This is a genomic window from Paenibacillus endophyticus, from assembly GCF_014192395.1.
Lineage (GTDB): Bacteria > Bacillota > Bacilli > Paenibacillales > Paenibacillaceae > Pristimantibacillus > Pristimantibacillus endophyticus.
The window spans coordinates 65,941-91,663 of record NZ_JACHXW010000007.1 but is presented as its reverse complement, the minus strand read 5'-3'; the positions used below and the strand labels follow the sequence as shown (position 1 = coordinate 91,663).

General features: G+C 51.1%; 26 protein-coding genes. 16 read left to right on the top strand and 10 right to left on the bottom strand.

Annotated elements, in window-relative coordinates; all coding sequences use genetic code 11:
* Nucleotides 1-48: 48 nt before the first annotated feature.
* Together FHS16_RS13525 and FHS16_RS13520 are read right to left on the bottom strand one after the other, a co-directional pair.
* Nucleotides 49-771 (bottom strand): amino acid ABC transporter ATP-binding protein, encoded by a 723-nt coding sequence (locus FHS16_RS13525; RefSeq protein WP_183562886.1) that lies wholly within the window; start codon nt 769-771, stop codon nt 49-51.
* Nucleotides 764-2,266, bottom strand: coding sequence for an ABC transporter substrate-binding protein/permease (locus FHS16_RS13520; protein WP_183562884.1), 1,503 nt, complete (start codon nt 2,264-2,266; stop codon nt 764-766). Before FHS16_RS13520 ends, FHS16_RS13525 begins: the two co-directional genes overlap by 8 nt.
* Before the next feature lie 236 nt (nt 2,267-2,502).
* On the opposite strand from FHS16_RS13520, the gene FHS16_RS13515 reads away from it, so the two are divergent.
* From FHS16_RS13515 to FHS16_RS13505, 3 genes are read left to right on the top strand one after another with little or no spacing between them, the layout of a single operon-like run.
* Nucleotides 2,503-2,826, top strand: coding sequence for a hypothetical protein (locus tag FHS16_RS13515; protein ID WP_183562882.1), 324 nt, complete (start codon nt 2,503-2,505; stop codon nt 2,824-2,826).
* A complete protein-coding gene (gene yidC / locus FHS16_RS13510) occupies nt 2,796-3,626 on the top strand; it encodes a membrane protein insertase YidC (protein WP_183562880.1) in 831 nt (276 codons plus the stop codon). Before FHS16_RS13515 ends, yidC begins: the two co-directional genes overlap by 31 nt.
* A gap of 19 nt (nt 3,627-3,645) precedes the next feature.
* Nucleotides 3,646-4,470, top strand: a complete 825-nt coding sequence (locus FHS16_RS13505; RefSeq protein WP_183562878.1) for a sugar phosphate isomerase/epimerase family protein — start codon at nt 3,646-3,648, stop codon at nt 4,468-4,470.
* Nucleotides 4,471-4,632: 162 nt separating this feature from the next.
* Here FHS16_RS13505 and chrA read toward each other — a convergent pair whose 3' ends face one another.
* From chrA to chrS, 3 genes are read right to left on the bottom strand one after another with little or no spacing between them, the layout of a single operon-like run.
* Complete coding sequence (gene chrA / locus FHS16_RS13500; protein WP_183562876.1) at nt 4,633-5,178, bottom strand: chromate efflux transporter ChrA; 546 nt, start codon at nt 5,176-5,178, stop codon at nt 4,633-4,635.
* Entirely contained in the window at nt 5,165-5,800 is a 636-nt protein-coding gene (chrB, locus tag FHS16_RS13495) for a chromate efflux transporter ChrB (protein WP_281379097.1), read from the bottom strand. Before chrB ends, chrA begins: the two co-directional genes overlap by 14 nt.
* A gap of 2 nt (nt 5,801-5,802) precedes the next feature.
* Nucleotides 5,803-6,285 (bottom strand): chromate efflux transcriptional regulator ChrS, encoded by a 483-nt coding sequence (chrS, locus tag FHS16_RS13490; RefSeq protein WP_183562874.1) that lies wholly within the window; start codon nt 6,283-6,285, stop codon nt 5,803-5,805.
* 247 nt (nt 6,286-6,532) lie between these two features.
* On the opposite strand from chrS, the gene ggt reads away from it, so the two are divergent.
* From ggt to FHS16_RS13465, 5 genes are all read left to right on the top strand, one after another.
* The gene (gene ggt, locus FHS16_RS13485) at nt 6,533-8,113 is read left to right on the top strand and encodes a gamma-glutamyltransferase (protein WP_312890890.1); all 1,581 of its coding nucleotides are present in this window, start codon (nt 6,533-6,535) and stop codon (nt 8,111-8,113) included.
* 7 nt (nt 8,114-8,120) lie between these two features.
* Nucleotides 8,121-9,332 carry an amidase gene (locus FHS16_RS13480; RefSeq protein WP_246431748.1) on the top strand — a complete coding sequence of 404 codons (1,212 nt, stop codon included), beginning with the start codon at nt 8,121-8,123 and terminating at the stop codon, nt 9,330-9,332.
* Between the two features lie 21 nt (nt 9,333-9,353).
* Nucleotides 9,354-10,214 carry a fumarylacetoacetate hydrolase family protein gene (locus tag FHS16_RS13475; RefSeq protein WP_183562872.1) on the top strand — a complete coding sequence of 287 codons (861 nt, stop codon included), beginning with the start codon at nt 9,354-9,356 and terminating at the stop codon, nt 10,212-10,214.
* A gap of 68 nt (nt 10,215-10,282) precedes the next feature.
* Nucleotides 10,283-10,981, top strand: coding sequence for a pirin family protein (locus FHS16_RS13470; protein WP_183562870.1), 699 nt, complete (start codon nt 10,283-10,285; stop codon nt 10,979-10,981).
* A 46-nt stretch (nt 10,982-11,027) separates the two neighbouring features.
* Nucleotides 11,028-11,357, top strand: a complete 330-nt coding sequence (locus FHS16_RS13465; protein ID WP_183562868.1) for a hypothetical protein — start codon at nt 11,028-11,030, stop codon at nt 11,355-11,357.
* A 70-nt stretch (nt 11,358-11,427) separates the two neighbouring features.
* Here FHS16_RS13465 and FHS16_RS13460 read toward each other — a convergent pair whose 3' ends face one another.
* Nucleotides 11,428-11,559 (bottom strand): DUF4023 family protein, encoded by a 132-nt coding sequence (locus FHS16_RS13460; protein WP_221226342.1) that lies wholly within the window; start codon nt 11,557-11,559, stop codon nt 11,428-11,430.
* Nucleotides 11,560-11,906: 347 nt separating this feature from the next.
* Here FHS16_RS13460 and FHS16_RS13455 point away from each other — a divergent pair, with 347 nt between their 5' ends.
* Together FHS16_RS13455 and FHS16_RS13450 are read left to right on the top strand one after the other, a co-directional pair.
* Nucleotides 11,907-12,560, top strand: coding sequence for a hypothetical protein (locus tag FHS16_RS13455; RefSeq protein ID WP_183562864.1), 654 nt, complete (start codon nt 11,907-11,909; stop codon nt 12,558-12,560).
* A gap of 260 nt (nt 12,561-12,820) precedes the next feature.
* On the top strand, nt 12,821-13,051 hold the full coding sequence (locus FHS16_RS13450; RefSeq protein ID WP_053373644.1) for a cold-shock protein: 231 nt from the start codon (nt 12,821-12,823) through the stop codon (nt 13,049-13,051).
* A gap of 77 nt (nt 13,052-13,128) precedes the next feature.
* Here the strand turns inward: FHS16_RS13450 and FHS16_RS13445 are convergent, their stop codons facing one another.
* On the bottom strand, nt 13,129-14,352 hold the full coding sequence (locus tag FHS16_RS13445) for a helix-turn-helix transcriptional regulator (RefSeq protein WP_183562862.1): 1,224 nt from the start codon (nt 14,350-14,352) through the stop codon (nt 13,129-13,131).
* Nucleotides 14,353-14,366: 14 nt separating this feature from the next.
* Between FHS16_RS13445 and FHS16_RS13440 the strand changes: the two genes are divergently transcribed.
* Nucleotides 14,367-15,470: an ABC transporter substrate-binding protein gene (locus FHS16_RS13440; RefSeq protein WP_183562860.1), complete on the top strand. Its 1,104-nt coding sequence runs from the start codon at nt 14,367-14,369 to the stop codon at nt 15,468-15,470.
* A 148-nt stretch (nt 15,471-15,618) separates the two neighbouring features.
* The gene (locus FHS16_RS13435; protein WP_183562858.1) at nt 15,619-16,539 is read left to right on the top strand and encodes a PP2C family protein-serine/threonine phosphatase; all 921 of its coding nucleotides are present in this window, start codon (nt 15,619-15,621) and stop codon (nt 16,537-16,539) included.
* A gap of 19 nt (nt 16,540-16,558) precedes the next feature.
* Here FHS16_RS13435 and FHS16_RS13430 read toward each other — a convergent pair whose 3' ends face one another.
* Entirely contained in the window at nt 16,559-17,659 is a 1,101-nt protein-coding gene (locus FHS16_RS13430; RefSeq protein WP_183562856.1) for a GGDEF domain-containing protein, read from the bottom strand.
* Nucleotides 17,660-17,809: 150 nt separating this feature from the next.
* Here FHS16_RS13430 and FHS16_RS13425 point away from each other — a divergent pair, with 150 nt between their 5' ends.
* Together FHS16_RS13425 and FHS16_RS13420 are read left to right on the top strand one after the other, a co-directional pair.
* Nucleotides 17,810-18,178: a hypothetical protein gene (locus FHS16_RS13425; protein ID WP_183563548.1), complete on the top strand. Its 369-nt coding sequence runs from the start codon at nt 17,810-17,812 to the stop codon at nt 18,176-18,178.
* Between the two features lie 189 nt (nt 18,179-18,367).
* Nucleotides 18,368-20,677 (top strand): helicase C-terminal domain-containing protein, encoded by a 2,310-nt coding sequence (locus FHS16_RS13420; protein WP_221226341.1) that lies wholly within the window; start codon nt 18,368-18,370, stop codon nt 20,675-20,677.
* On the opposite strand, the gene FHS16_RS13415 is transcribed toward FHS16_RS13420, so the two are convergent.
* Nucleotides 20,672-21,154, bottom strand: a complete 483-nt coding sequence (locus FHS16_RS13415; RefSeq protein ID WP_183562854.1) for an HPP family protein — start codon at nt 21,152-21,154, stop codon at nt 20,672-20,674. The two genes, FHS16_RS13420 and FHS16_RS13415, sit on opposite strands and share 6 nt — an antisense overlap.
* A gap of 197 nt (nt 21,155-21,351) precedes the next feature.
* Here FHS16_RS13415 and FHS16_RS13410 point away from each other — a divergent pair, with 197 nt between their 5' ends.
* Nucleotides 21,352-21,852, top strand: a complete 501-nt coding sequence (locus FHS16_RS13410; RefSeq protein WP_183562852.1) for a Crp/Fnr family transcriptional regulator — start codon at nt 21,352-21,354, stop codon at nt 21,850-21,852.
* Nucleotides 21,853-21,862: 10 nt separating this feature from the next.
* Here the strand turns inward: FHS16_RS13410 and hmpA are convergent, their stop codons facing one another.
* Complete coding sequence (gene hmpA / locus FHS16_RS13405; protein ID WP_183562850.1) at nt 21,863-23,095, bottom strand: NO-inducible flavohemoprotein; 1,233 nt, start codon at nt 23,093-23,095, stop codon at nt 21,863-21,865.
* Between the two features lie 861 nt (nt 23,096-23,956).
* On the opposite strand from hmpA, the gene FHS16_RS13400 reads away from it, so the two are divergent.
* The gene (locus FHS16_RS13400) at nt 23,957-25,702 is read left to right on the top strand and encodes an ABC transporter ATP-binding protein (protein WP_183562848.1); all 1,746 of its coding nucleotides are present in this window, start codon (nt 23,957-23,959) and stop codon (nt 25,700-25,702) included.
* Nucleotides 25,703-25,723: the final 21 nt, after the last annotated feature.

Genomic DNA, 25,723 nt, shown 5'->3' with positions numbered 1-25,723 from the left:
TTAGTGATAGCGACAGACATCCTGCCCAAGCCGAAGGAGCGTCTTAGATTAAAGCACCTGCTCCAGAAACCTCGCAGCTCGCTCGCTTTGCGGCTTCGTGAAAAACTGCTCAGGTTTGGTGCGCTCAACAAGCTTGCCGTCGTCTAGGAAATAGATCGTATCCGCGGCTTCCCGTGCGAATTTCATCTCATGCGTGACAATCAGCATCGTCATGCCGCTGTCGGCAAGGCTGCGAATTACCGTGAGTACTTCCTTCACCATCTCGGGATCAAGTGCGGAGGTTGGCTCATCAAAAAGCATAATGTCAGGCTCCATCGCGAGGCTCCTTGCGATAGCGACGCGCTGCTTCTGCCCGCCGGATAAGCGGGAAGGATAGCTGTCTGCTTTGTCCGAGAGACCGACGCGGGCAAGCAGCTCCTTCGCTTTGCTGCGCGCTTCTTGGGCTGTCAGTCCTTTCACTTCCATAGGAGCGAACGTAATATTATCGATGACAGTCATATGTGGGAACAGATGAAAGTGCTGAAAGACCATGCCGATGCGCTGGCGAACGCGAGCGATGTCGGTTTTGGGATCGGTAATCGCCGTACCCTCAATATCTATTTGGCCGGAGGTTGGTGTTTCCAGCATGTTGATACAGCGCAGAAACGTGGATTTGCCTGATCCGGACGGACCGATCAGCGCCACGACCTCCCCTTTATCTACCGTTGTTGTAATGCCTTTCAGTACTTGGTTCTTGCCGAAGGCTTTCGTTAAATCGGTTATGTTAATCACTGCGGCGCAGCCTCCTTTCAAGCTTACGGGCAAACGAGGTTAGGATAAGGACAAGGACGTAATAGATGGCAGCGACAAACAGCAGCACTTCAATGGAGCGGAAGGTGTCAGAGCGAACCACGTCTGCACGGCGCATTAGATCGGATACTCCGATGACCGAGACGAGTGACGATTCTTTCAGCAGCGCTACGCATTCGTTCACGAGAGCAGGAAGAATCGTGCGAAGCGCCTGCGGGAAAATAATGCGGATCATCATTTTCCGATAAGGAATGCCGAGCGCAATGGCGGCTTCCCGCTGGCCCTTGTCGACAGCCATAATGCCGCCCCTGATGGTTTCTGACAAATAAGCAGCAGAGTTAAGTCCGAAAGCAAGTCCGGCTGCCATCAATGCAGGAATGTCGTAGTTGAACAGCTGCGGAGTGGCATAATAAATAATCGTAAGCTGGACAAGCAGCGGCGTGCCGCGGAATACGGATGTATAGGCGGTTGCGAACCACTCGAGCGGCTTGATGCCGGAAATTTTGAAGAGCGATAGAATCGTTCCCCATACAAGTCCGAACAAGGCGGACACAAGCGTGAAGAGCAGGGTGACGTAAACCCCTTTTAGAATATAAGGAATGTAGTCCTTGAGAATGCTGAAATCAATGTTCAGGCCAAGCAATGCGCCTGAGCTTGTTTCTTCCTCGGCAAACCATTTTTTTGTAATGTCATCAAGCTTGCCGTTCTCCTTCATCTCAGAGAGTACGCCATTAAACTCAGCGACAATTGGCGATTGTTTCGGGAAAGCAATCGCATACCCGTTGTCGGCAGACTCGGCAGGCAGGAAATTCATGGCGAGCTCGGGATTGGAATTGGTCATCTCTACGGCGACGGCATCCTCAACGATTGCGGCATCGATCCGGCCGGAATTCAATTCCTGAATAAGATCAGGAATTTTATTGAGCTTCTTCAATACAGCGCCCTCGATCGTTGCCGCATAGAGATCCTGCGTGGAGCCGAGCTGCGTGCCGACTTGCTTGCCTGCGAGCGAGGCTTCGGTTGCAAGCGGCGCTGATTTTTTGGAAACAATTGTATTGCGCGCAGCGTAGTACATCTCAGAGAAATCAACGCTTTGTCTCCGTTCGTCCGTAGCGGACATGGCGGACATGACGAAGTCGACGCGTCCGGTTTGCAGCGCAGCGATTAACCCATTGAAATCAATGTTGGCGATTTCCAGTTCATATCCGAGCTGGCTGGTGATATACTTGGCTACATCGATATCCATACCGACGATTTCGCCGCTGCCCTTGGCATCTACGCTTTCGTAAGGCGGATAGTCGGCTGATGTGCCCATAATAAGCTTTTTCTTCTGACCGGAGGCAGGTGCTGCGGCACTTTCTGCGCTTACGGAATAAGAGCCGGTTTTTCCGGTTGGGAAAAACGGACCGAGCGCGACCAGCAGAACCGTGAAAGCAATGAGCGATAAATAAATGATTCTAAGTCTTTTTCGATTCATGTTGTCCTCTTTCTTCTAAGTTGATTGGGAATCTATGGTGATATGAAGCACCGTGGTGCGGACATTGGCAACTTAGAAATTATATGGTGCATGCTATTCATTTGTAAATAACCAAGAAGCACCGCTTTGTAACATAATTGTGCTTGGGATAGTCGTAATCGGATGAGAATTACTGTTATAATAACCAGACAGCAGCCATTCTATTTTTGAAACGATGATGAAAGGAGGTGAATACATTGTTCGAGTTTGAATTGCATGACATAATGCCCTATCTCATTTCACTCAGCCTATTATGCTCCTTGGCTTTCGCTTACGCATCGCATTTGCAAACCGATGCCCATGAGCATTGGGAGCGGGACGAAGTTGTAAGCGTCATGTATCTTTCCATGCCGCAGGTGCTGATTCGCACCGTTCCGCTGCACCATTGGCTAGCCAGAAAGGTGAAGCGGAAGGAGTCGCCTGATGACGATATAGCAGATTGCATGTCCTCGTTTGTTCCAGTACTTTCAAACAAACGAGGAGGATTTTTATGCAAACGAACAATGTATTCCCTTCATTAAAATATGGACGACTCTTTATAATTGGCATGATGCTGGCAGGCTTGCTTTTGGTAAGCGGCTGCAGCACGGCTAGCGGCACGATCGACGGCGATACGCCAGGCTTGTTTAACCACTATGTCATCTATCCGCTTTCGGCGGTGCTGCAATACCTGGCTGACATGTTCCACGGCAACTACGGCTTTGCGATTATCGGTATCACGCTTATTATCCGCTTGGTGCTGCTGCCGCTTATGATGCGCCAATATCGCGCTCAGAATCAAATGAAAACAAAGATGGCGGTGCTCCAGCCGGAGCTTAAGCAGCTGCAGGATAAGTACAAAAACAAATCGGATTCGGAATCCAAGCAAAAGCTGCAGCAGGAAACGATGCAGCTGTACCAGAAGCATCAGGTTAACCCGCTTGCGATCGGTTGTCTGCCTATGTTGATTCAGATGCCTATTTTGATGGGGCTTTACTCAGCGATCAAGCTAACGCCTGAACTGGCGGACCACTCCTTCTTATGGTTTAAGCTTGGATCGCCGGATATCGTATTGCCGATTATCGCGGCACTCGTTTATTTCGTTCAGTTCAAGGTGTCGCAAACGACGCAGCAGAACGCGAATGCCGCTCAGCAGAAGCAGCTGGCATTTATGGGCTACTTGTCTCCGATCTTAATGGGCGTGTTCGCCCTGTCGGCTCCTGCAGCGATTTCGCTGTATTGGGTAACGGGCGGTATCTTTATGATTGCGCAGTCGTATTTGGCCAAAAAAGTGTACGCGCCTAAGGCAGAGCTGGAGGTTGCCCTTAAAGGCAGCGTCTAAATATAAAGGAGACGATCAAATGTCAGTCGGTGTTCTTGCCCATTTATTCGGAAGCCTGCCTTACAAGGAGTTAGCTCCTAAGGTAGCAGCGAGCGGCTTTACCCATGTACAGCTCGCGCTTTGGAAAGCCATTAGCGATGTCGATTTCAGCAAGCCCGGCAATATAAGTCCGGGCCTTGCGAATGCGATCGGCGAGCAGTTCGATAAGAACGGCGTTTCGATTTCGGTGCTGGGCTGTTACGTTCATTTATTCGAACGCGATGTGGAGCTGCGCCGCGCGAACGTGAATCGTTTCAAGGAGCTGCTGCGCTACGCTCGTTTTTTTGGAGCGCCGATGGTCGCTGCGGAGACGGGACGGAATGAAGGCGGGGATTACACCGACCGCGATTGGTCCGTTATGAAAGAAACGCTTGAGGAGCTGGCTGAGGAAGCGGAGAAATGGGGCGTATTTGTGGGCCTTGAGGCTGCAAATGACCATCTGGTCGGAACGGCTCCCGAGCTGGCGCGCATGCTGGAGGAAGTGCCTTCCTCCAATATCGGCGTCGTGATCGATCCGGGCAATCTGTTGACAGCAGCCAATTTCCACAATCAGAATCAGGTTATAGAGGAAGCATTCAAGCTGCTGGGCAGCCGCATTATCGCAGCTCACGCGAAGGATCGTATCATGCTGGAGAACGGAGAGCTTGGCACAGCAACAGCGGGGCTCGGCGGGATGAACTATGAGCTTTATATGAAGCTTCTGAATCACTATAAGCCGCATGTCCATATTATTATGGAGGAAGCGAAGGAGCATCAGATGGCGCAATCGAAGGCGTTTATAGATGAGATTCGCGGCCGGGTATAACTAAGCAATGGCAATTGATCCGGCAGTCCAAGTTTATTCTCCTTGGGCTGCTGTTTTTTTTATCTCCACCCCGATTCGTTTATAAGAAGCGAAAACCACAAAAAGAACGGATACCCAAGGCAGGCATGCCAGGGGTACCCGTTCTTTTTTCAATAACCGCAATTACAGCACATGCAAATGAGGAATAACGAGGCCGCCATATGCAAATGCAATAACGATGACGATAGCAGGGTGGATTTTACGGAACTGCATCGCCCAGAAGGCGACGGCCGCTATAATGAGCGATTGAATGATGCCGATCGATTCAACGGAGCTTTGCGCCATTTGCCAAGTAAGCAGCAGCATCATGATTGCGATTACGGGCTGCACGAGCAGCGTCATTCCTTTGACAATAGGCGATTGGCGGTGCTTCTGGAGTACTTTAAGCAGCACAATCAGCGCCACAGCCGACGGAACAATGGTTGCCGCCAACGCAACAATAAGCCCTAGCCAGCCGCCGACATCATAGCCGATGAAAGCGGCTATTTTGGTCGCGATCGGTCCAGGCAGCGCGTTGCCTAACGCGAGGATGTTAGAAAACTCCATAGGCGTTGTCCATGCATGGTTGGTCACAATCTCTCGATACATAAGCGGAATGGACGCAGGTCCCCCGCCGTAGCCAAGAACGTTGGCAATAAAGAAACCAATAATTAAATTAATCCATTCCACGGGTTACGCCCTCCTTCTTCTGTACGCTGCGCTGCTGCTTCTGCTGTTTTCTGCGCTGCAGAGCCGCCACCGTACGCAAATGGAATGCACCGTAGCATAGGAATAATAGAATAACGATAGCGGGATGGATGTGAACGCCTTGAAGAAGCGCGAACGCGATTGCAAAAAAACCGAAGCCCACATATTTGCCTAGCCCTTTGACAGCTCGCTCGCCGAATTCATAGGCCATCATCCCGAGCATAACCGCTATAACGGGTGTCACGGCTCCGATCATGCCTTGAATAAATGCCGCGCTGCTCAGAAATTGAACGGTCGTCAGCAGCAGGATCATTGCGATGCCGGAAGGGATGATATGAGCGAGTACAGATACGATAGCGCCAAAGGTGCCCTTCTCGCGATAACCGAGATAAGCGGCGATTTTGGTTGCGATCGGTCCCGGGAGCGCGTTAGCCAGCGCAAGAATCTCGCCGAATTCCTCGTCTTCCATCCACTTATAATGGGTAACGGCCTCGTACCGAATGAGCGGAATAACGGATGGACCGCCGCCATAGCCGATAATGCCCGTCTTCATCATGGCCCACGAGAGCTGCATGTAGCGGTTGTTCATCATTTTGCCAGCCATGCTTACAGCCTCATTCCCATACGGCTCTTATACCGGTTAATTAAAACTTGGCAGTCTACGCTCATGATGCCAGGCAGGGTATAGAGTTTTTCCTTTAGAAAATGCTCCATCTCCTGATTGTTGCGAAACAATCCGTGCATATGCAGCTTGCTTGGTCCCGTCATATGGTAGAGGCTCGTAACGAATGGCTCCGTAGACAACTGATCGGCAACGGCGTGCAAATGCTTGGGCTCTACCTCCACATTGAAAAATGCAGATACGTGAATGCCGATCCGCTCTGGATTAATAACGGCAGTAAAGCGTTCGATTACGCCTCCTTCCATTAGCGCATTGATGCGGGATTGAACGGCAACCCGGGATAAACCGATTTCTTTGGCTAGATCCGTGTAAGAAATCCTTCCATTTATATTCAATTCAGCTATAATCCTTCGATCAATATCATCAATTTCTATCGCTTTCGTCTCATCAAACGCTTTTTCTTGCATGCTTTATCAGCTCCATTCAAAAAATACCTCTTATCAAGGTGTCTTGTAATATTGCATTTTAATTACCATATGTATAAATATATACACTAATTCATACGTAATCAATATAATATTAAAAAAATACTTACATTTTAGTTGCCTATCAATCGGCGAGGTGGTATTTTAGATTTATGCATCATGTTATATTATCTATCATTCAAAAAAGCGAGCTATATCCTAATCAAATTCATATTCAGGAGTGATAGACGTGAATCAGTCCGTAATTGGAACCAAGGCAATGGTAGTAAGCCCTCATTATTTAGCTACAGCGGCTGGCGCACGCATGCTCGAACAGGGCGGCAATGCTTATGATGCGGCTGTCGCGGTTAGCGCATGCCTGGCCGTCGTGTACCCCCATATGACAAGTCTCGGCGGGGACTCCTTTTGGCTGGGCTATCATCACAGCGAGGGCAAAGTAAGAGGTTATAATGCAAGCGGCCGTTCTGGCTATAAAGCAAATATAGAGGCCTACGCGGGGCTTGCGGCAATTCCGAATCGCGGCGTGCGCAGTATTGTAACGGTGCCGGGCATGGTGGATGGCTGGGACGCGGTTCATAGCGAGTACGGCAGATTGACATGGGCAGAGGTGCTGGCGCCCGCGATTGATTATGCCGAGAATGGTTTTCCGATGTCCAAGGATCAATATCACAACACGGTTCAAAATGAAGCGGTGCTGGCAAGGACGCTCGAAACTGCCGATATTTATTTGCCGGGCGGGCAGGCCGCTAAGATTGGCGAACGCTTCAAGCAGCCCGCGCTGGCCAAGACGCTGCGCCGCCTCGCCCAATTTGGACGCGATGAGTTCTATAAAGGCGAGACCGCGAAGGAAATGACGGACTTTCTTGCGAAGCATGATGGACTGCTGGCAGGCGATGACTTTGCGGATCATAAAGGCAGCTGGGTGGCGCCGATAGAAGGCTCCTACCGAGGGTATACGGTTCATCAAATGCCGCCTAATTCGCAAGGCTTCTCGGCCATTATGGCGCTTCATATATTGGAGAAGTTCAAGCTTGGCGAGATGGAGCACGGCTCACATGCCTATTACCAGCTATGTGTAGAGGCCCTTAAGCTCAGCTTCCGTGATCGGAATGCTTATTTATCCGATCCTGCGTTCACGAACGTGCCGCTGGAGCGGCTATTGGACAAAAACTATGCAGCTGCGCTTGCTGCCTCAATCGAGATGAACCGAGCATCAACGGAGGAGTCGCAGGTGCTTGGCAGCGATACGGCTTATGCGGCCGTTGCCGATGAGGAAGGCAACTCCGTTTCGTTTATCCAAAGCCTCTACTTTGAGTTTGGGTCCGGCGTGGTTGCTGGCAATACGGGCGTATTGCTACAAAATCGCGGCTCGTTTTTCTCGCTTGACCCGAATCATGTAAACAGCCTTCAGCCGGCCAAAAGGACCTTTCATACGCTTATGCCAGCGATGGCTTGCCTAGGCGGCAAACCGGCAGTGCTGTACGGCACGCAAGGCGGAGAAGGGCAGCCGCAGACACAGACGGCTATTATTACGCGCATGATCGATTATGGAATGGACCCGCAGCAGGCGATTAATGAGCCGAGATGGGTATGGGGACGCACATGGGGAGAGCCGACGCAGGAGCTGAAGATTGAGGGCCGGGTATCGCAGCAGGTACTGGATTCGCTGGCAAACGCGGGCCACACGGTTCGGAAAGTGAAGGATTTCGACGGCATTATGGGGCATGCGCATGCCATTAGACGAGATGAGCAGGGCTTTCTGCAAGGCGGCTCTGATCCGCGCTGCGACGGTGCTGCGATTGGCTGGTAGCCGCATCATGAACGATAGAAAGGGGACGAATTCGATGCAAAGCTGGAATGTGTATGCTGATGAGCGAGTGGTGGTAGAACCTGTCGCTGAAGGCTTGCTAAGCGGTAAAACGTTTGCGGTTAAGGACGTATTCGATATTGCCGGATATACGGCTGGCGCAGGCAATCCGGACTGGCTGCGTACGCATGAGCCTGCCAAGGAGCACGCTGCCGTAGTGGACCGGCTGCTGCGCAGCGGCGCACGTCTTGCGGGTACGACGATCACGGACGAGATTATGTACAGCATAAACGGGGAGAATGCCCATTACGGCACACCGGTTAATAGGAAAGCGCCTGGACGCATCCCTGGCGGCTCCTCCAGCGGGTCTGCAGCGGCAGTAGCGGCTGAATTAGCCGATTTCGCGATTGGCACGGACACGGGCGGTTCGATCCGGGTCCCATCTGCTTACTGCGGAATATATGGCATTCGGCCTACGCATGGAGCGGTTCATACGCGAGGATTGATCCCGCTTGCGCCAAGCTTCGATACGGTAGGCTGGATGGCTCGCGATCCGCAGCTGCTGTTTGAGGTGGGCCTTATGCTTTTGGACAATCAGGCTGGGAGCAGAGCAAAGGAGTTTAGACGTATGCTATTTGCCGATGATGTATGGTCGTTAACGGATCAGCACACGTTGGCCGCGGCGTCTGCGTATTTTCCGGCGCTCCGCAATTTGGTTGAAGAGGCGAGCCATGTTAAGGTTGCCCCAGGCGGGATATCGGGGTGGATGAATGCATTCCGCATGATTCAAGGAATCGAGATATGGCGCGAGCATCGAGAATGGGTAGAGCGGGTGAATCCCGCCTTCGGTCCGGGCATTGCCGAGCGTTTCGCATGGGCCAGCACCCTGAAGGATCAGGATAGCTCAGCAGCCTATACGCTTAGGGAAGAAGCGCGTAGCCGAATGGATGAGCTGCTCGGCAATGATGGGGTGCTAGTGCTTCCAACTGTGCCGGCCATTGCGCCGCTTCTTCATTTGGGAGGAACTGAGGTGGAGCAGCGCCGCTTGCGGACGTTCGAAATGAGCTGTATCGCTGGCTTAGCCGGCCTGCCGCAGATTACGGTGCCGATTAGAGGCGAGCTTGGCTGCCCGGTCGGCCTTTCTTTCGTTGCTGGTCGCGGCCAGGACTTGAGGCTGCTGGAATGGGTAGCGAACCGCTTGGATGCAAGCGTGAACCAATAAGCTGCGGAGGAGTGCTGTGATATGAAAGTAGCAACGGTGAAAATAAACGGAAAAGAGCTTGGCGCGATCGTAGGCACGCATGGCCTTGTACTGATTGAAACGATTAATGCGGCAGAGGCTGCCAATTGGAGCACGGAGCTGTTCGAGCTTATCCGGCTTGGCGAGCTGGAGCTGCTCACGGAATGGTATGGCACGGGCGGAAAAGAGAAGCTGGCGCAGCTTGAAGCCATACCCTTCGAGGAAGCCGAGTATGGCCCGCTCTATCGCTATCCGCGCAAAATCTGGGGAATTGGCCTCAACTATGTGAAGGATGCCGAGGAGCTTGCGGCTGTCGATCCGAGTGAAGAGCCCGTCAGCTTCATGAAGCCGGATACGGCCTTGATCGGTCCGCTTGACGCCATACGAGTTCCTCCGAATGCGGGTAAAATTACGGCAGAGGCCGAGCTCGGCATCATTATCGGCAAAACATGCAAAAACATTACGGAGGCTGAGGTATATGACGTCATTGCCGGCTACACAACCTCGATTGACGTAACCGCATCCGATATCCATGCCCGGAATCAGCGCTATTTAACGAGAGCCAAAAGCTTTGATACCTTCTTTAGCTTTGGGCCGGAGCTGCTGACAAAGGATGAATTTCCAGATCCGCTTTCCATACGAGTGGAAACCGTGCTTAACGGTGAAACGGTTCATTCGAACAAGACGTTTAACATGAAGTTTCGGCCATGGTTTTGCGTGGCTTATCATTCGCGCGTAATGACGCTGCTACCTGGAGATATCATTATCACGGGGACGCCGGGCGCCGTCGTTATTCGTGATGGCGATATCGTGGAATGCCATATCGACCGTTTTGAGCCGCTGTTGAATCCTGTAAGGGATTAGCAGTTGCTAGGTCGTTTGAAAACTGCTATAAATAAGTAAGTAAATAAATTGTGGTTGGAGGAGAGACGATGATCGACGTATTTCCTGCTGCTGAGCGGCATTCGGCAGACCTAGGCTGGCTGCGCAGCCAGCCTAGCTTTTCGTTCGGAGGCTACCATGATCCGAATCGAACCGGCTTTAGCGTGATGCGTGTGTGCAATGACGATTATTTGGCTCCGGGAAGAGGCTTTGGCGCCCATCCCCATAGCGATATGGAGATCGTATCCATCGTGTTGGACGGTTTTATACGACATGAGGATAACCTCGGTAATTCCGTCGTATCCTCTTTTGGCGAAGTGCAGCGCATGTCGGCTGGAACCGGCGTCATTCATACGGAATTTAATGCCTCGGAGGAAACGGAGCTGCGGTTGCTGCAGCTTTGGTTTATGCCGAGAGAACGGGGACTTGCGCCGTCTTACGAGGCGAGCAGCTTTGATCCGAACAAGCTGCACAATGCCCTGCTGCCTGTTGTCTCTGCGCAAGGAGCGGAGCAAATGGCATCGATCGGACAAGACATGACGATTTATCTGAGTAAGCTAGAGCAGGGAAAGCAGCTTGCTTACACCGTTGAGCCGGGACGCAAACAATTCATTTATATGATCGAGGGCGTACTTCAAGTGAATGACAAACAGCTAGAGACAGGCGATACGGCGCAAGTCGAAACGTTAAATGAGCTGGCTTTTCAGGCGGATTCACCGTCATTTTTCATGTTGATTGATTTGCCATAGGCTTTCGAGATTAGTTTGCATGCGCAAGCTTTGGGGGAGGTGTTACGTGATGAAGCAAACGTTTCAAGTGAAGCACGCGATAGGCGGACGGATGTTTATCGACTCGGATAAACACGGCGTGCCTTACACGCAGGAAGCACAGGGGCAGGGCTGGCGATTCACGGTTCACGTACCGAATGGTCCGATGCTCGAAGAGGTGCTCGCTCATAAGCATGAGCTGAATGTGTTTATTTTTCAGGAGTATGAGGATCAGCCGACGTTGAAAACGTGGTATTACATCAAGGATGGGCAGGTCGAATACGATGCGGATAAGGGCATTCTTACGATTTTCGCCGAATCGCGCATTGAGTATTACCCCCATGAATATTCGGTTTAAATGAATTGCAAACGCAGGATGAAAAGACCTTTTGGCGGCTGTTCCGTCAAAAGGTCTTTTTGTATATGGTTTATTTATTGGTGCCGTGCTGCTTGTTGGAGAGTCTTTCTGCTGGGTTTCCGTTGCCGCTGCGCCGTTTATTGAGCTCGGCTTTGTGCTGATTGGCTTTTATTTTATCGACAAAACTTTTGGTGCTTTCCAATGCTGTTCCCTCCTCGGATGCAATTGTGATATTTACTACTCCCATTAGAATAACCAACATTTGAAAAATCAGGCATGACGGTGAATTTTTTATTCGGCAGCCATTGAGGCAGGACAAGGCATCCTTTATGATGGCTACAAAGATATAATCGTTAGATGAGATAGCTATGGAGTGAAGTCGAAGCGCCGCGATTAGCACATATATGCTTTAACAGCGCCAAAGTAACCCAAGTTCACCGCGATAAGCACATATGTGCTCTAACAGTGCTAAAGTAACCCGAGTTCGCTGCATGTAGGCACCTATAGGTGCTTACAGCAATCTACCCAAATAAGAGAAGCGAGGTACATATGATTAGACTTGTAGCAAGAGCTTACATGCAGGAAGGCAAGGAAGAGCAGGCGATTGTTGCCGCGAAACGGGAGGAAGCGGTACTGGCGCTAATGGAGCAAGGGGAGATCATGACCGTCGGCTGCTTTCGGTGGGAGCGCAACCTATTCTTGTATTGCGAGTGCAGGAATCGACAGCTCGAGCCGTCTGTGCTGATGTCGTCGGTGGCGCCATTTTTATTGAATTGGCCAGGGCAGGCTGAGACGCGGAAGTGGATTCCAATGATCGATGTGTTTCATTTCAACGAGCCTGCCAGCGAGGAGCACTGGCTGCGCAAGGAGACTGTTGAGCGCAGGGTAGCGCATTTGAAGCCGGAGATGGCGGCAAGCTATATTTATTATCATTACCAGCTGCAGGAGGAACAAGCTTTCCATGGACCCAAATATGAGATCATTGCGATGCATGAGAATCTTTTGTTTGGTTATCAAGAGTTTCCCGCTGTCGTAGAAGCACCTGTCTTACCTGGCAAGCTGAGCACGAAGGGGACGCCAACTCCATGGAGCGATTCGAGAATGGACCTGCATTTTCAGCCTTGGGAGGATGGGCATTTGTTTTTCAAGCCAGTGGAGCAGATATTCGCTTATTACAATGATCCGACAAGCGTAAACGGCTGAAGCCGTCCTCTGGCGGATAAGCTAACGTTTCGCGTAGAAATTTAGAGAAAGTAGGCAGAATGATATACTTTCCTGTATTTTAAAAAAAGGCGCACAAGCATAGTCAGATATTTGCCTTTAATGGACGAAATATGGTACAATAAGATTACTTGCAAGTTTGTAGCACATATTCACAATACACTGCTGTTTATAAACGATAACTGCCCCTAACTCATCAGTTCGAGGCAGTTTTTCCTTTTTTATCGCGAAGGGGGCTGACCATGTACAATCGTAAAAAACCGCTTGAAGAGATTCCGGAAGAAAACACGAAGGTATGGACATGCGAGACGGAAGGGTGCAACAGTTGGATGCGCGATAACTTCGCGTTTGATCACGTTCCTACTTGTTTGATCTGCCATGAACCAATGGTCAGCGGCGAGAAGATGCTGCCCGCGCTCAATAACTCCAATAGTGACATGAAGACGCTGAAAAAGGGTACGCCAATTATGTAGTTTCTTCTCCAGCAGGCAGAAGCCGAGCTTTGCACGTACGGTTAACACCGTTCGCGCAGAGCCCGGCTTTTTTCTGTTCAGACATCCCCGTCGAAATGATGCTTGCGGTAATCATTAGGCGAGCAGTTTGTTCTTTTCTTAAACACGCGGCTGAAATATTTCTCATCCTGGAAGCCGACAAGCTCAGCGACCTGCGAAATTTTCAGCTGACCGTTCGCAAGCAGCTCCTTCGCGCGTTTAATGCGCACCTCCGCGATGAAATCGGACAAATTCCCATTCGTTTCCTGCTTGAACTTGCGCGAAATGTATTCCCGGCTCAAAAAAAACTTTTCGGAAATATCCTGCAGCGTAATATCCTCATGGGGATGCTGCTCAATATATGCGGCGATTTCCTCAATAACGCTGCGTTCCTTGTCCTGCTCGGCGAACCTTGCTGCAATCTCGAAGGCTTCCGCCAATACGGCAAGCTGCCACTGCGCGAAATCAAAGAAACCGCTCGCATCAACAGGCAGCGACGCATGCTCTCCGTCAGCCGCCGCGCGGCTATTTCCGTTTCTGCTGCGCTCATTTTTGGATTCCCATATCGATTTGGCAAGCTCAAATTGCTGACGCCAAACGACAAGCTGCTCCAAGGAAAGAAACCGTTCTTGCTCTAATAGATCAAACCATGGCCTCAAAGCGCGGCGGATTTGCTCCTTGCTGCCGCTTAGCACGGCAAATCGAATGCGCTCCTCATGCTCGCTAAAGAGAAGCGGCGTGTTTTTATTGCTGCCGGAGGCTGAGCTGAACAAGTGTAAATACGTGTCATTTAGGAGCAAATTTCGGCCCATCAGCGCAAGTCTTGCTTGCTGATAGGCGCTGGCACCGGCGGACGGAAAAGCGGCAGCGTTGCTAAGTCCGAAGTGAAACCGGGTCTTAAGCGTCTGAAGGAAAGCGCGATTCATCGCTTGAATGAGCTCAGCCGCCTGATCGCCATCACCCCAGAAGAGGAGCAGAATCTCCTGCTCATGGCTCCAGTGGCGAAGCGCGAAGCCCTGCTGCTGCGCCTTTAAGAATTCATTGCAAATATTCGTGATCGAGAATAGGAGCAGGTCGAGACTATCCGCGAATTTGTCCCGCACGGCAGGAGGGATGAGATCGAGCCTGATGACAGCAATGCGGACGTTTGATATCGGCTTTGTAATACCGAGCTGCAGCTTGATGGTATCGGCAAAGCCGGGATGGGCGCCAGGCTCATTAATGATCGTGGAGAAATACTGCTCCAAATACATCGGCTTCAGCTGGTTCAGCTCGATGCTCATCATACGCTTTCGAGTTGGCTGCCGAGTATGAGAAGGAAACGGGCGTTAAAGTGGAAATTGAGACGCACGGCGGCGGCGAGGATTACAGCGCATTGCTGAAAGCGGAGCTGGCCGCAGGCGAGGAGCCTGAGATTTTCAACTCCAGCGGCTGGGCAGGCTTCGATCCTTATGTGGACCGCGCGACAGACTTGTCTGGCGAAGCATGGGCGAAGGATTTGGTTGAAGCGTCCAAAGCGCAAATTACGCGTGACGGCAAGCTGCTGGGCATGCCGATGAACCTTGAAGCTTACGGCTTCACGTATAACAAGGATCTGTTTGCAAAAGCAGGCATTGCCGAGCTTCCACAAACGCTTGAAGAGCTGGAGGCTGCTGCCAAAAAGCTGAAGGATGCAGGCATCACGCCATTTGCCCTTACTTCCGAGTGGTGGTCGATGGGTATCCATACGCTGAATATCGCTTTCGCGAATCAAGCTGATCCGGCTGCATTCATTGAAGATGTCAAGGCAGGCAAAGTGAAGCTGAAGGATGATCCAATTATGAAAGAATGGATTCGCCTTGTAGATATCATGTTCGCCAACGGTCAAGATAATGCTTTGACAACGGACTATAACACGCAAGTAGCTGAATTCGCAGCGGGCAAATACGCGATGATTCAGCATGGCAACTGGATTCAAGGCATGATCGACGAGATCGACCCGGCGCTTAACCTCGGTATGATGGCTGTGCCTCTTCAAGGCAAGCCGAACGTGTTCACAGGCGTGCCGAACAATTGGATCGTAAATAACAAATCCGCGCAGGTTGAAGAAGCAAAAGCATTCTTGAACTGGATGGTTACATCAGAAACAGGCAAAAAATTCATCTCTACAGACTTTAAATTTGTTCCTGCCCTGTCTTCCATTGCACCGAATTCGGAAGCAGTAGGTAAAATCGGCGGCGACTTCGCAACCTTTGCGAACGCTAATCCTGAGCAAGTAAAAGGCTGGAACTGGGATCGCTTCCCAGACGGCATTACGCAGCAATGGGGCGCGGCTATGCAGGAATACCTCGGCAAACAAATTACGAGCGAACAGCTGCTTGAGAAATTCGACAAAGCGGTACAGGATATCGTGAAAAAATAAGCGTACTATAAGCAGAGCCCCGTACAGTCAAATGTGCGGGGCTCTTTGCTATGCACCTCTGCGAACATAAAAGATTGCTTTGCCCAATAGGAATATAGATGAAGGAAAGCCTGTATGCGGGCAAGCTCAAGATAGGGCGGGGGATGCGATGAGCGGGATATGGTGGGGCTCCATGGTTATAGGGATAGGGGTGCTTGCGGCAGCAGCGCTCGCGATACATAGGCATGTCCGTCGACAGCGGAGGATGTATGTGAAGGATACGCTTGAGAACAAGCCTGCGGAGGAGGGCGACAGCTTCCTATTCGGCAGCATTCAGGTTCAGCTTGGCTTTGCGCAGCACATTGGCGAGCGGGAGGAGCAGCAGGATGCCTATTGCTACTCGGAGCTGGAGGATAGCGCGGAGATTAAAAAGCAGGGGGTACTGGCCGTTCTCGCTGATGGAATGGGCGGCTATGAGATGGGCAAGGAGGCGGGACAGCTGGCATCGCAGACGATGCTGGACGAATATAGAAGCCAGGTTGCGAAATTGGGGGTGCCGGGAGCGCTTGCCGGGGCCTTGCACACGGCTAACAAAGAGGTATACGAGCTCGCGCTGGCGCATGGACTGGAATGGAGCGTGGGTACGACACTGATTGCTGTTGTCATTCAGGAGGGACGGTTATACTGGATATCGGCGGGCGATAGCCGTATTTATCTGTACCGAAGCGGCAGCCTGATTCCATTAACGAAGGATCATGTTTACGGAAATTGGCTGCAGGAGCGGGTCCAAGCAGGCGAGCTTACGCAGGAAGAGGCGGATACCCATCCAGAACGTCATTTATTGACGAGCTATCTGGGCATCCCTATTGTCACAGAGCTTGATGCGAACGAGCTGCCGCTGCGAGTCATTGCAGGTGATCTCGTTATTTTGTGCAGTGACGGTTTAAATGAAGATTTGACGGAAGAGCTGCTGGAGGAAGCGATGCGATTGCCTCCTTCGGAAGCGTCAGCGTTTATCATTGCGCATGTTTGTGCGCAGAAGCGGCCGTATCAGGATAACGCAACGATTGTCGTTTTAGGTTGCTATTAGTCCGAAAGAAGCCTGGCATCTACTGGATCGTTGTGCGGTTTTTACCTTCGCTCTTCGAGACATAAAGCGCCTGATCCGCCTGTTGGAAAGCGTATTCCTTGGTCTCGCCGGTCTCAATAGCATGAAGCCCGATGCTAACGGTTATATGCCGCCGGTTCATTTCCTCAATCGGTCTGCGAGCAATCGATATTCGCAGCTTTTCAACGATTTTCCAGGCAGACTGCATATCCTTTTCTAGCAGCAAGACAACGAACTCTTCCCCGCCGTAGCGCGCTGCAAAGCATGTGTGGGAAAGGCTGTCCGCTATGCAAGAGGCGGCTTGCTTAAGTGCAATATCGCCAGCCCAATGACCGAACGTGTCGTTCACTTGCTTGAAGTTATCAATATCAAGGATGGCGATCTGAATCGGAAAAGCGTGAAGTCTCTGATCCTCAAGCAGCTTTTCGATGTGCTCGTGAAACGACTTATGGTTATGCAAGCCCGTCAAAGGGTCAATCTTGGCCATGCGTTCCATCATCATCGCCTGAATTCGCAGCTCCTGCTCGGATTGCTGCACCATGTCGAGCTGTTCGATCAGCTCGCTGCCGCGTCGAATGACCGCAAGACCGGTAAAAGCGGCGACCAGAAAAATGCAGGACATCAGGATCAAATCAATCATGTCCGCCGTGGAACGGTGCTCCGACAAGCAGAAGGCTCCGAACAAGCCGACAAAGCATAGGGCAAGGCAAGCAAGCAAATATCCCTTTTTGAAATAAATGATGGAAATAAACAGTGGAAACAGCAGAACGACCGGCGCTACCGCAAAATAATCCCGGATGAAATATAAATAAATATACGATAAAACAATAGAAGCAGAAATAATGGCCACCTCTGACCATTGCGGATAGGTTCGATGACACAGCTCAAGACCAATCATAATCAATAAAAAAATCGAATCCGGTATGAGCAGGTCTTGCGCAAAATAATTCAGGGGCGTTAAAAAAGGCACCTGAGGCGCGATCACCTCATATATCAACCACTGCGAGATGAACACGACAATAGATATGGCCCACATAATATTTAGAATCAGTCGGTTCCAATTGAATGTAATAAGCAAGCTGTGAAGATGCGGTCTCGTCATATACGCCTCCAATTCTACGGTGCAGTCTGTGTAGGCTTCGACGAATTTACAGCTGCATCCTTTTTTTTCGACAAACTCGGTTTCACTTTTTGGTTAGAATCGTGACCTTAGTGGGTATTATAGGGTAGAAACGTCTAAGGAGGTCATTGCATGGAGAACGTTAATGAGCGTGACAAAAGGCATATAGGAAGCTTGGCTACAGAAAAGGATATTGATCCGGCATTCGGTTTGTTTACGGAAGAAGCGAACGCGAATGCGGTTCCGGCAGCTGCCGAGCTTCTGTCAAGCCAGCATCCGCATGAGGATGCCGAGCTGCATGAATCGCATGTTCCGGTCATGCTGGATGATGAAGTGGACACGGCTGAGGAAATTTCGGAGGAGCTTGCCGCAGTGCCCGATGCAGACGTCATCGCGAAGGACAGTCCCATCGATCCCGCCTCGCCCGGCGAGGAGTTTCATGGCACGGATCTGTTGAACGGCGTTGGCAACCATCCGGAGGAAGAGACAGAGGAGCTTTAGCCAGCCAGCTTAACCATCGAGCGGCAAAGCAGCCTATCCTCGTACGTCCTTCCTATACATGCAGCAGATGCAAATCCGTTGTCGCAGGCGGAAGTGCAGCTGCTGCTTTTTGCTGTCTGGTTGTTTGAAACGCCGCTTGTGATACAATTAAGGAACAAATGTTCTTTATGGGGCGGTTGAGAAAAATTTATGCTGATTAACGGAACGGTTGCGATATCGGTAAGGCATCTGGTGGAGTATGTATTCTTGAGCGGCAGCATCGACGTCAGGCTGAATGCGATCGATGCGATGCATGAGGGCACCAAGGCGCATCAGAGAATTCAGCGAACCTACGGGGAGCAGGATGAGAAGGAAGTGTACGTCAAAGCGGACATCGCCGTTGATGATCTGCTATTTGTTGTGGATGGGCGCTGTGACGGCTTGCTCCATACGGAGCCGCTCCTTACCGTGGATGAGATAAAGTCGACCGGCGGCGATCTTGACCATATTGCAGATGACGGTTATTCCGTGCACTGGGCGCAGGCGCTTTTCTACGCTTATATGTACGCGAAGGAGCATAGCCAGGAAGCGATGCGCGTGCAATTAACCTACGTGCAGACGGAAACGGAGGAAGAGCGCCGCTTCGCGCGGGAAGTCAGCTTTGAAGAGCTGGAGCAGTATGTCTATGAGGTTGCCGAGCGGTATGCCCCTTATGCGCAGCAGCGGCACAGGCATGAACGGAATAGAAATGAAAGCATCAGCAGCCTCGCCTTTCCGTTCGAAACGTATCGGGCAGGACAGCGGAAGCTGGCAGGCGCGGTCTACAAATCAATCGAAGAGAAGGTCAGGTTGTTCGCGAAGGCGCCTACCGGCATTGGCAAGACGATATCGACGACCTATCCAGCCATCAAGGCAATCGGTGCAGGCATGCTGCAGCGCTTCTATTATTTGACGGCAAGGACGACGACGAGGGCTGCTGCCGAGGATGCGCTGCTATTCATGAAGGAAAAAGGGCTGCGCTTTCATGCGGTGACCATAACGGCTAAGGATAAGGTATGCTTTCAAGAGGAAGTTCGCTGCGAGAAGGAGCATTGCCCCTATGCAGACGGATATTATGATCGTATAAACGGCGCTGTGCTTGATATTTTGGAGCAGGAAACGGTGATGACGAGGTCGGTTATTGAAAGGTATGCGCATAAGCACCGGGTATGTCCGTTTGAATTTTCGCTCGATCTAGCCTATGCGGCGGATGCGGTCATTTGCGATTATAATTACATATTCGATCCGCGAATTTCGTTCAAGCGGCAATCCGCGGAGATGAAAAAACGAACGGCGCTGCTTGTGGACGAGGCGCATAACCTGGTAGACCGGGCGCGCGAGATGTTCTCGGCTGAGCTGTCGAAAGCGCCTTTCCTGGCGCTGCAGCGCGAGCTGAAGAGCGTGCACAGCGAGGGCTACCGAACCGCAAAGGCCATTAATGATTACTTCATCGCGCTTCGTAAAACCAGTGACGGCGCACCGCATTTGGTGGAGCGGCAGATGCCGGATACGCTGGTGGCCTTGGCGGATGCATTCGTTCATGCGGCGGAGCAGGCGCTGGCGTTAGGCGCTGGAGCAGGAGGCTTGTTGCTGGATACGTATTTTACGGCTCAGAACTTTACTCGTACAGCTAAGCTGTTTGATGAGCGGTATGTTGTATATACGGAGCTGACAAAAAGCGATGTGCGGCTAAAGCTGTTTTGCTTGGACCCTTCCAAGCTTCTACAGCATATGGGAAAAGGCTATCGCTCGCATGTTTATTTCTCGGCAACGCTGTCCCCTGTTTCTTATTATATGGACATGCTGGGGGCCGGAGAGGACGATTATACGCTGGCTGTGCCGTCTCCGTTCTCCAGGGAGCAGCTTGATGTCGTAGTCAACCCGCTCTCGACCCGCTATCATGACCGTGATGAATCGAAGCTGCCGATCGCGAAGCTGATTGTGAAGCTGATGGCTGAGCGTCCGGGCAATTATTTTGTATTTTTCCCATCTTATGCTTATATGAATGCGGTTTATGAGACCTATATGGAATTAAAAGAGTGGTCCGTGCCTGCCGGCTCGGCGTCCGATGCCGAGGTGCTTCTGCAAAGGCCGGATATGGCGGAGGAGGAGCGGGATCAATTTCTCGGTTCGTTTCAAGCAGGCAGCGGAAAGTCGTTGATTGGCTTCGCCGTGATGGGCGGGGTATTCTCGGAGGGAGTGGACCTTGCTGGTGACCGTTTAGTAGGCGTAATCGTTGTCGGAGTCGGCTTGCCGCAGCTTGGCGTGGAACGGAATATGCTGAAGGATTATTTCAACGAGCAGGGGAAGAGCGGTTATGATTATGCCTATGTGTTCCCCGGCATGAATAAGGTGCTGCAGGCAGGAGGACGTTTAATACGGTCCGAAACCGATCGCGGAACGCTGGTGCTCATCGATGATCGGTATTTGCAGCCGCAATATCAGCGGCTATTGCCGGAGGAGTGGCGCGGCCTATTATAGAGCGGAGTCGGATTCTGCTTTGACGCCGCGCTTGAGGAACAGTGTTAAGGCACCGAACTTTTTCTCGACGAATGCGGCTGCAGACAACGTAACCAATAATCCGAGCAATGATATGCAGACAGATAGCGGTATGACCCAAAGCAGCGATGGCTGCGTGAAAAAAGGAATGAGCGAGACGGCGAGAATGGGCGGCGCATTCCATTTGAATGTGTTGATAAAAGAAATGACAATGACCAGCGTTAGCAGGAGAGAGATCACGCCGGGATGAATGTACACCGATATGGATCCGACAATGGAGGAAATGACTGCTCCGAAGGCGATTTTGCGAACCTCGGCCTTCTCGAACGGCCTTGAAATAAAGAGCAGGCTGAACGCGCCAAGCGTAGGGAAAAACAACGCATGCATAGATGGAAAATGTGATGAAATCCAATAAATGAGGATGATATACAAGCAGATTGCATAAGTGCGTATACGCATGCTGCAGAGTCGCCTTCTTTCATAGTAGGATAAACCGATAACTTTACTCAGCAAGTTATATTTTACGCCGCCCGATCTTGTACAGTCAATTGCTTAAATGTGTCACTTTTCGAATCTAAGCCACAGTGGACAGGCAATAAACGCACCAAAAAAGCCCAGCCGATAATCGGCTGAGCTTGGTTATAAGGAGGATCGGCATGCTATTGCATAAAGGTCAAACGCTGTTTCATCAAGGCGAGACGGGCTCCCTGTATCATCTTCGGAGCGGTATGCTCAAGATTGTTCGCGTCCATGAGGACGGCAATCCTTTTCTCGTTAATCTGATCGTTCCGGATGAAATCATTCCCCATCATTCATTGATCAGTCCAATGCCTAATCACGGCACAGCGGTCGCGCTGGTTACCTGCGAGGTCGATCTTGTTTCTCCGCAGCAATGGTACGGAGAGCTTGAGAGAAGCCCGGAGAAGAGCCGTGAAATCGCACTGCTGCTGCAAGGCAAGCTGCGCATGATGCAGCAGCGCATCGATCAGTTGACGCAGGTTGCTCCCGCGGACAAGCTGGCGAAGCTGCAGCAATGGTTCGCCTTATATATCGGCTCAGCGCCGATTACCGATGTGCTGACGCAGGATGAGATCGGACAGCTAATCGGCCTTAGGCGCGAGACGGTAAACCGGCTGCTTCGCGCCCAAATGAAGTGAGCAGCGCGGATTAGCTCGAAGCGACAGGCTGAAGGCTTGCTGCAGGTCCGAAAAATTCGAAATGGATATCCGCTTGCGGGATGCCCCACTGCTGAAGCGACTCGTTAATCACTGCCATAAAAGGAGTAGGGCCGCAGAAATAATAGCTGGCATTGGCACCCGGAATGACGGATTGCAGCCATGCCAAGTCGATATAGCCCTCTTTATGGTAATGGCGCTGCTGCCGGTCCTCCTCTGTCGGCTGCGCATAGCAGTAGTGTACGGACAGCTGCGGATGCTGCTCCGCGAGCGCGTTCACCTGTGCTCTCATCGCGTGCAGCCCGCCATGCTGAGCAGCATGGATAAAGGTTACTGGGCGCGAAGGATAGTGCTCGGTCAGCGTGTTTAGCATGCTTATCATAGGAGTCAATCCAACACCGCCGCTTAGAAGGACAACCGGTCGCTCGTCAGCAGTATCCAAGACGAAATCTCCCGCAGGAGCCGATAGCATGAGCGTTGTGCCTTCTTGCGCGCATTGATGCAAATATGTGGATACGGCTCCCTCGGAGCGTTCCTGATAGGCATCCTCACGCTTGACTGATATCCGATAATAAGGTTTTCCGGAAACATCCGATAGGCTGTATTGCCGAATTTGCGTATATTCCGCCCCTTCTTTTTTAATTTTCACGCTCACATACTGTCCAGGCAGGAAGCTTGCGATGGCGCGGTTGTCCTCGGGTACCAAATAAAAGGAGGAGATGACCTCGCTTTCTTTCACTACGCGGTCGATTCGGAATGCTCGGAATCCATCCCAGCCGCCAGCCTGCGAACGCGTCTCCTCGTACATTTCCTTCTCGATGCTGATGAAAGCATCTGCAATGATGCCGTAAGCCTCAGCCCAAGCAGACATAATTTCTTCCGTAGCCGCATCTCCTAATACCTCTTTGATGGCCATTAATAGATATTTGCCGACAACGGGATAGTGCTCGGGCTTAACGCCGAGGCTCCGGTGCTTATGTCCAATTTGCTTCACAACCGGAATGATGGCAGCTAGATTGTCTATATGCAGGGCTGCTGCGTAAACGGCATTAGCCAAAGCAGTTTGTTGTTTGCCTTGCTTCTGATTGGCATGGTTAAAAATGTTAAGCAGCTCCGGGTGGTTGGAGAACAACAGCTCATAGAAACGTTTCGTAATCGTGACGCCATGAATCTCAAGTACGGGTACAGTGGACTTAATGACTTGAATCGAATGCGTGCTTAGCATTAAAAACCCCTCCAATGTCTACTGGCTCTTCGGCGAGTGTGCTTATATGCAAGCCCTCGCTTCGCCGTTAGGAATAATTCAAGTATAGCTGGACGCAAGCAGCTGCCTTGTGATCGAAATCACAGCAAACGGAAACGATTTGTGACGGATGGCATATGCAACGAGTCGAAGCGAACGCGTTAATAGTGCGTAAACGCATAGGTTTGGTCAAACTTGATTATAAAAAAAGAATACGATCGCAAGGGGTTGACAGCCATTTCCACGAATGGTAAAGTGACAATTAGATTTTATCGAGAGGAGGTTACGTTACATGAATACAAACATTCACTTTCAATTAACTGCTGCAATGAATCATCGTTTGAACATGAATAACGTAATCCATCCGCGCGTCGTTTTTCTTTGATAAAGGGAATCCCTACCATCAAAGGCGCATGATTACGTCACCGTAATCATGCGCCTTTTCTATGCTTGCGGGTCCGGACTGCTGTGCAGCCCTGGCTCGAAGGAGGAAGAAGCGTGTCGTTACGGCGACATGCTTCTTTTTTTTGATAGATAGGCCTTTATATGATTTCACATATAAATGTGCTTATACATCTCTGCGAAACGGCTGCTTTTGCCACAGAGGACGGCGACAGCCGTTTACGCTTGAAATATAGGAAAGTATATCTTTTCGCCAACTTTCTCTATATTTCTACGCGAAACGTAAGCTTAGCCGCCAGAGGACGGCGACAGCCGTTTACGCTTGCCATTTAGGAGAAAATAGACGGCAAAGAATGTGCCGGACGTTAGGTTAAGGATGCTGCTTGTGCGATTGAAGGGAAACGAAGCTTGGATGGATAGCGGAAGGTGTGGTAGAGGAATATGTTCAGTGTACTCAAAAAATTAAGCTGGTTTTTCAAAATGAATTGGAAGCGGTATACCGTTGCCATTTCGCTCCTGATTTTAACGGGATTTCTTGATGTCATCCCTCCTTGGCTAATCGGATATACGATTGACGGCATTCATCAGGATCTGCTCGGGCAGGCTGACTTCAATCGTGTGCTGTACGGCTGGATTGCGCTGACGGTTGTAGGCTACATCATTACGTACATATGGCATTACAAGCTGTTTGGCGGGGCTTTTGTGCTGGAGAAGCTGCTCAGGTCGCGATTAATGGGCCATTTCCTGCGTATGACCCCTACCTTCTATGAACGTAATCGGACGGGCGATCTAATGGCGCGCTCGACGAATGATCTGGGAGCGGTGGCGACGACAGCGGGCTTCGGCATTCTGACGCTGATTGACTCGACATTATTTATGATCACCATTCTTATTGTAATGGCAGGCCTAATAAGCGTGAAGCTTACGTTAGCCGCATTGCTGCCTCTGCCGTTAATGGCGCTGGCGATGAAGCATTACGGCAAAAAAATTCACGAGCGGTTCATGGATGCGCAGGATGCCTTTGGCGAGCTGAATGATCAGGTGCTTGAATCGGTGTCAGGCGTACGCGTCATCCGTGCTTTTGTGCAGGAGGAAGCGAGCGAGGCGCGTTTTGGCGCCAAAACGAATGACGTATTGAATAAAAATATTGCAGTTGCCCGCATTGATGCATTGTTCGAGCCTACGATGAAAATACTCGTTGGAACGAGTTATTTGATCGGTCTATGCTATGGCGGATATCTCGTCTTTCACAATGAGATTACGCTCGGCGAGCTGGTATCCTTTAACGTATTTCTTGGCATGCTGATCTGGCCGATGTTCGCTATCGGCGAGCTGATCAATATTATGCAGAGAGGCAACGCTTCACTCGATCGCGTTAGTGAAACGCTCGGCTATAAGCCGGATGTTGCCGATGCCGGCGCAACCGTGCAAGTTGACGGCCCGTCCTCCTTGCAGTTCAGAGGGGTAACTTTCCGTTATCCGTCTTCTAACGTAGATAATTTGTCGAACGTATCCTTTACGCTAAAGCAAGGCCAGACGCTCGGCATCGTAGGCCGGACAGGAAGCGGCAAGACGACGCTGCTTAAGCAGCTTCTCCGTGAATACCCGCTGGGCCGCGGCGAAATCAGCATTTCGGGTGCAGCCCTCGGCAGTTTGAAAATCGAGGAGCTGCTCGGCTGGATCGGCTATGTGCCGCAGCAGCCGATCTTGTTCTCGAAGTCGATCCGCGACAATATTTTCTACGGGCTGAAGGAAGGAACAGAGGCTGACCTTCAGCGGGCGCTTGAGCGTGCTTCGTTCGCGAAGGATATTAAGTTCCTGCCTGACGGGCTTGCGACGATGGTTGGCGAGCGAGGCGTAGCGCTGTCAGGCGGGCAGAAGCAGCGTGTCAGCATTGCGCGTGCGCTCATCGCCGATCCGGAGATTCTGCTGATGGACGATGCTTTGTCTGCCGTAGACGGCAAGACCGAGTCCGAGATTATTGAAGGCATCCGCACGGAAAGAGCAGGGAAGACGACGCTCATTACGACGCATCGTTTATCTGCCGTACAGCATGCCGATTGGATTATCGTGCTGGATGATGGACGGATCATACAGGAAGGCACGCATGAGCAGCTGCTCGCGGGCGACGGCTGGTATCGGGAGCAGTACGACCGCCAGCAGCTAGAGGCCATTATTGAAACGTAATAAATGAGGAGGCGTGAAGAG

What these genes read in the sequence shown, in the direction of transcription:
- FHS16_RS13520 (WP_183562884.1), bottom strand. Translation starts at nt 2,266, where the DNA reads ATGAATCGAAAAAGACTTAGAATCATTTATTTATCGCTCATTGCTTTC.
- yidC (WP_183562880.1), top strand. Translation starts at nt 2,796, where the DNA reads ATGCAAACGAACAATGTATTCCCTTCATTAAAATATGGACGACTCTTT.
- FHS16_RS13505 (WP_183562878.1), top strand. Translation starts at nt 3,646, where the DNA reads ATGTCAGTCGGTGTTCTTGCCCATTTATTCGGAAGCCTGCCTTACAAG.
- chrB (WP_281379097.1), bottom strand. Translation starts at nt 5,800, where the DNA reads ATGGCTGGCAAAATGATGAACAACCGCTACATGCAGCTCTCGTGGGCC.
- chrS (WP_183562874.1), bottom strand. Translation starts at nt 6,285, where the DNA reads ATGCAAGAAAAAGCGTTTGATGAGACGAAAGCGATAGAAATTGATGAT.
- FHS16_RS13480 (WP_246431748.1), top strand. Translation starts at nt 8,121, where the DNA reads ATGAACGATAGAAAGGGGACGAATTCGATGCAAAGCTGGAATGTGTAT.
- FHS16_RS13475 (WP_183562872.1), top strand. Translation starts at nt 9,354, where the DNA reads ATGAAAGTAGCAACGGTGAAAATAAACGGAAAAGAGCTTGGCGCGATC.
- FHS16_RS13470 (WP_183562870.1), top strand. Translation starts at nt 10,283, where the DNA reads ATGATCGACGTATTTCCTGCTGCTGAGCGGCATTCGGCAGACCTAGGC.
- FHS16_RS13455 (WP_183562864.1), top strand. Translation starts at nt 11,907, where the DNA reads ATGATTAGACTTGTAGCAAGAGCTTACATGCAGGAAGGCAAGGAAGAG.
- FHS16_RS13450 (WP_053373644.1), top strand. Translation starts at nt 12,821, where the DNA reads ATGTACAATCGTAAAAAACCGCTTGAAGAGATTCCGGAAGAAAACACG.
- FHS16_RS13445 (WP_183562862.1), bottom strand. Translation starts at nt 14,352, where the DNA reads ATGAGCATCGAGCTGAACCAGCTGAAGCCGATGTATTTGGAGCAGTAT.
- FHS16_RS13435 (WP_183562858.1), top strand. Translation starts at nt 15,619, where the DNA reads ATGAGCGGGATATGGTGGGGCTCCATGGTTATAGGGATAGGGGTGCTT.
- FHS16_RS13430 (WP_183562856.1), bottom strand. Translation starts at nt 17,659, where the DNA reads ATGACGAGACCGCATCTTCACAGCTTGCTTATTACATTCAATTGGAAC.
- FHS16_RS13425 (WP_183563548.1), top strand. Translation starts at nt 17,810, where the DNA reads ATGGAGAACGTTAATGAGCGTGACAAAAGGCATATAGGAAGCTTGGCT.
- FHS16_RS13420 (WP_221226341.1), top strand. Translation starts at nt 18,368, where the DNA reads ATGCTGATTAACGGAACGGTTGCGATATCGGTAAGGCATCTGGTGGAG.
- FHS16_RS13415 (WP_183562854.1), bottom strand. Translation starts at nt 21,154, where the DNA reads ATGCGTATACGCACTTATGCAATCTGCTTGTATATCATCCTCATTTAT.
- FHS16_RS13410 (WP_183562852.1), top strand. Translation starts at nt 21,352, where the DNA reads ATGCTATTGCATAAAGGTCAAACGCTGTTTCATCAAGGCGAGACGGGC.
- hmpA (WP_183562850.1), bottom strand. Translation starts at nt 23,095, where the DNA reads ATGCTAAGCACGCATTCGATTCAAGTCATTAAGTCCACTGTACCCGTA.
- FHS16_RS13400 (WP_183562848.1), top strand. Translation starts at nt 23,957, where the DNA reads ATGTTCAGTGTACTCAAAAAATTAAGCTGGTTTTTCAAAATGAATTGG.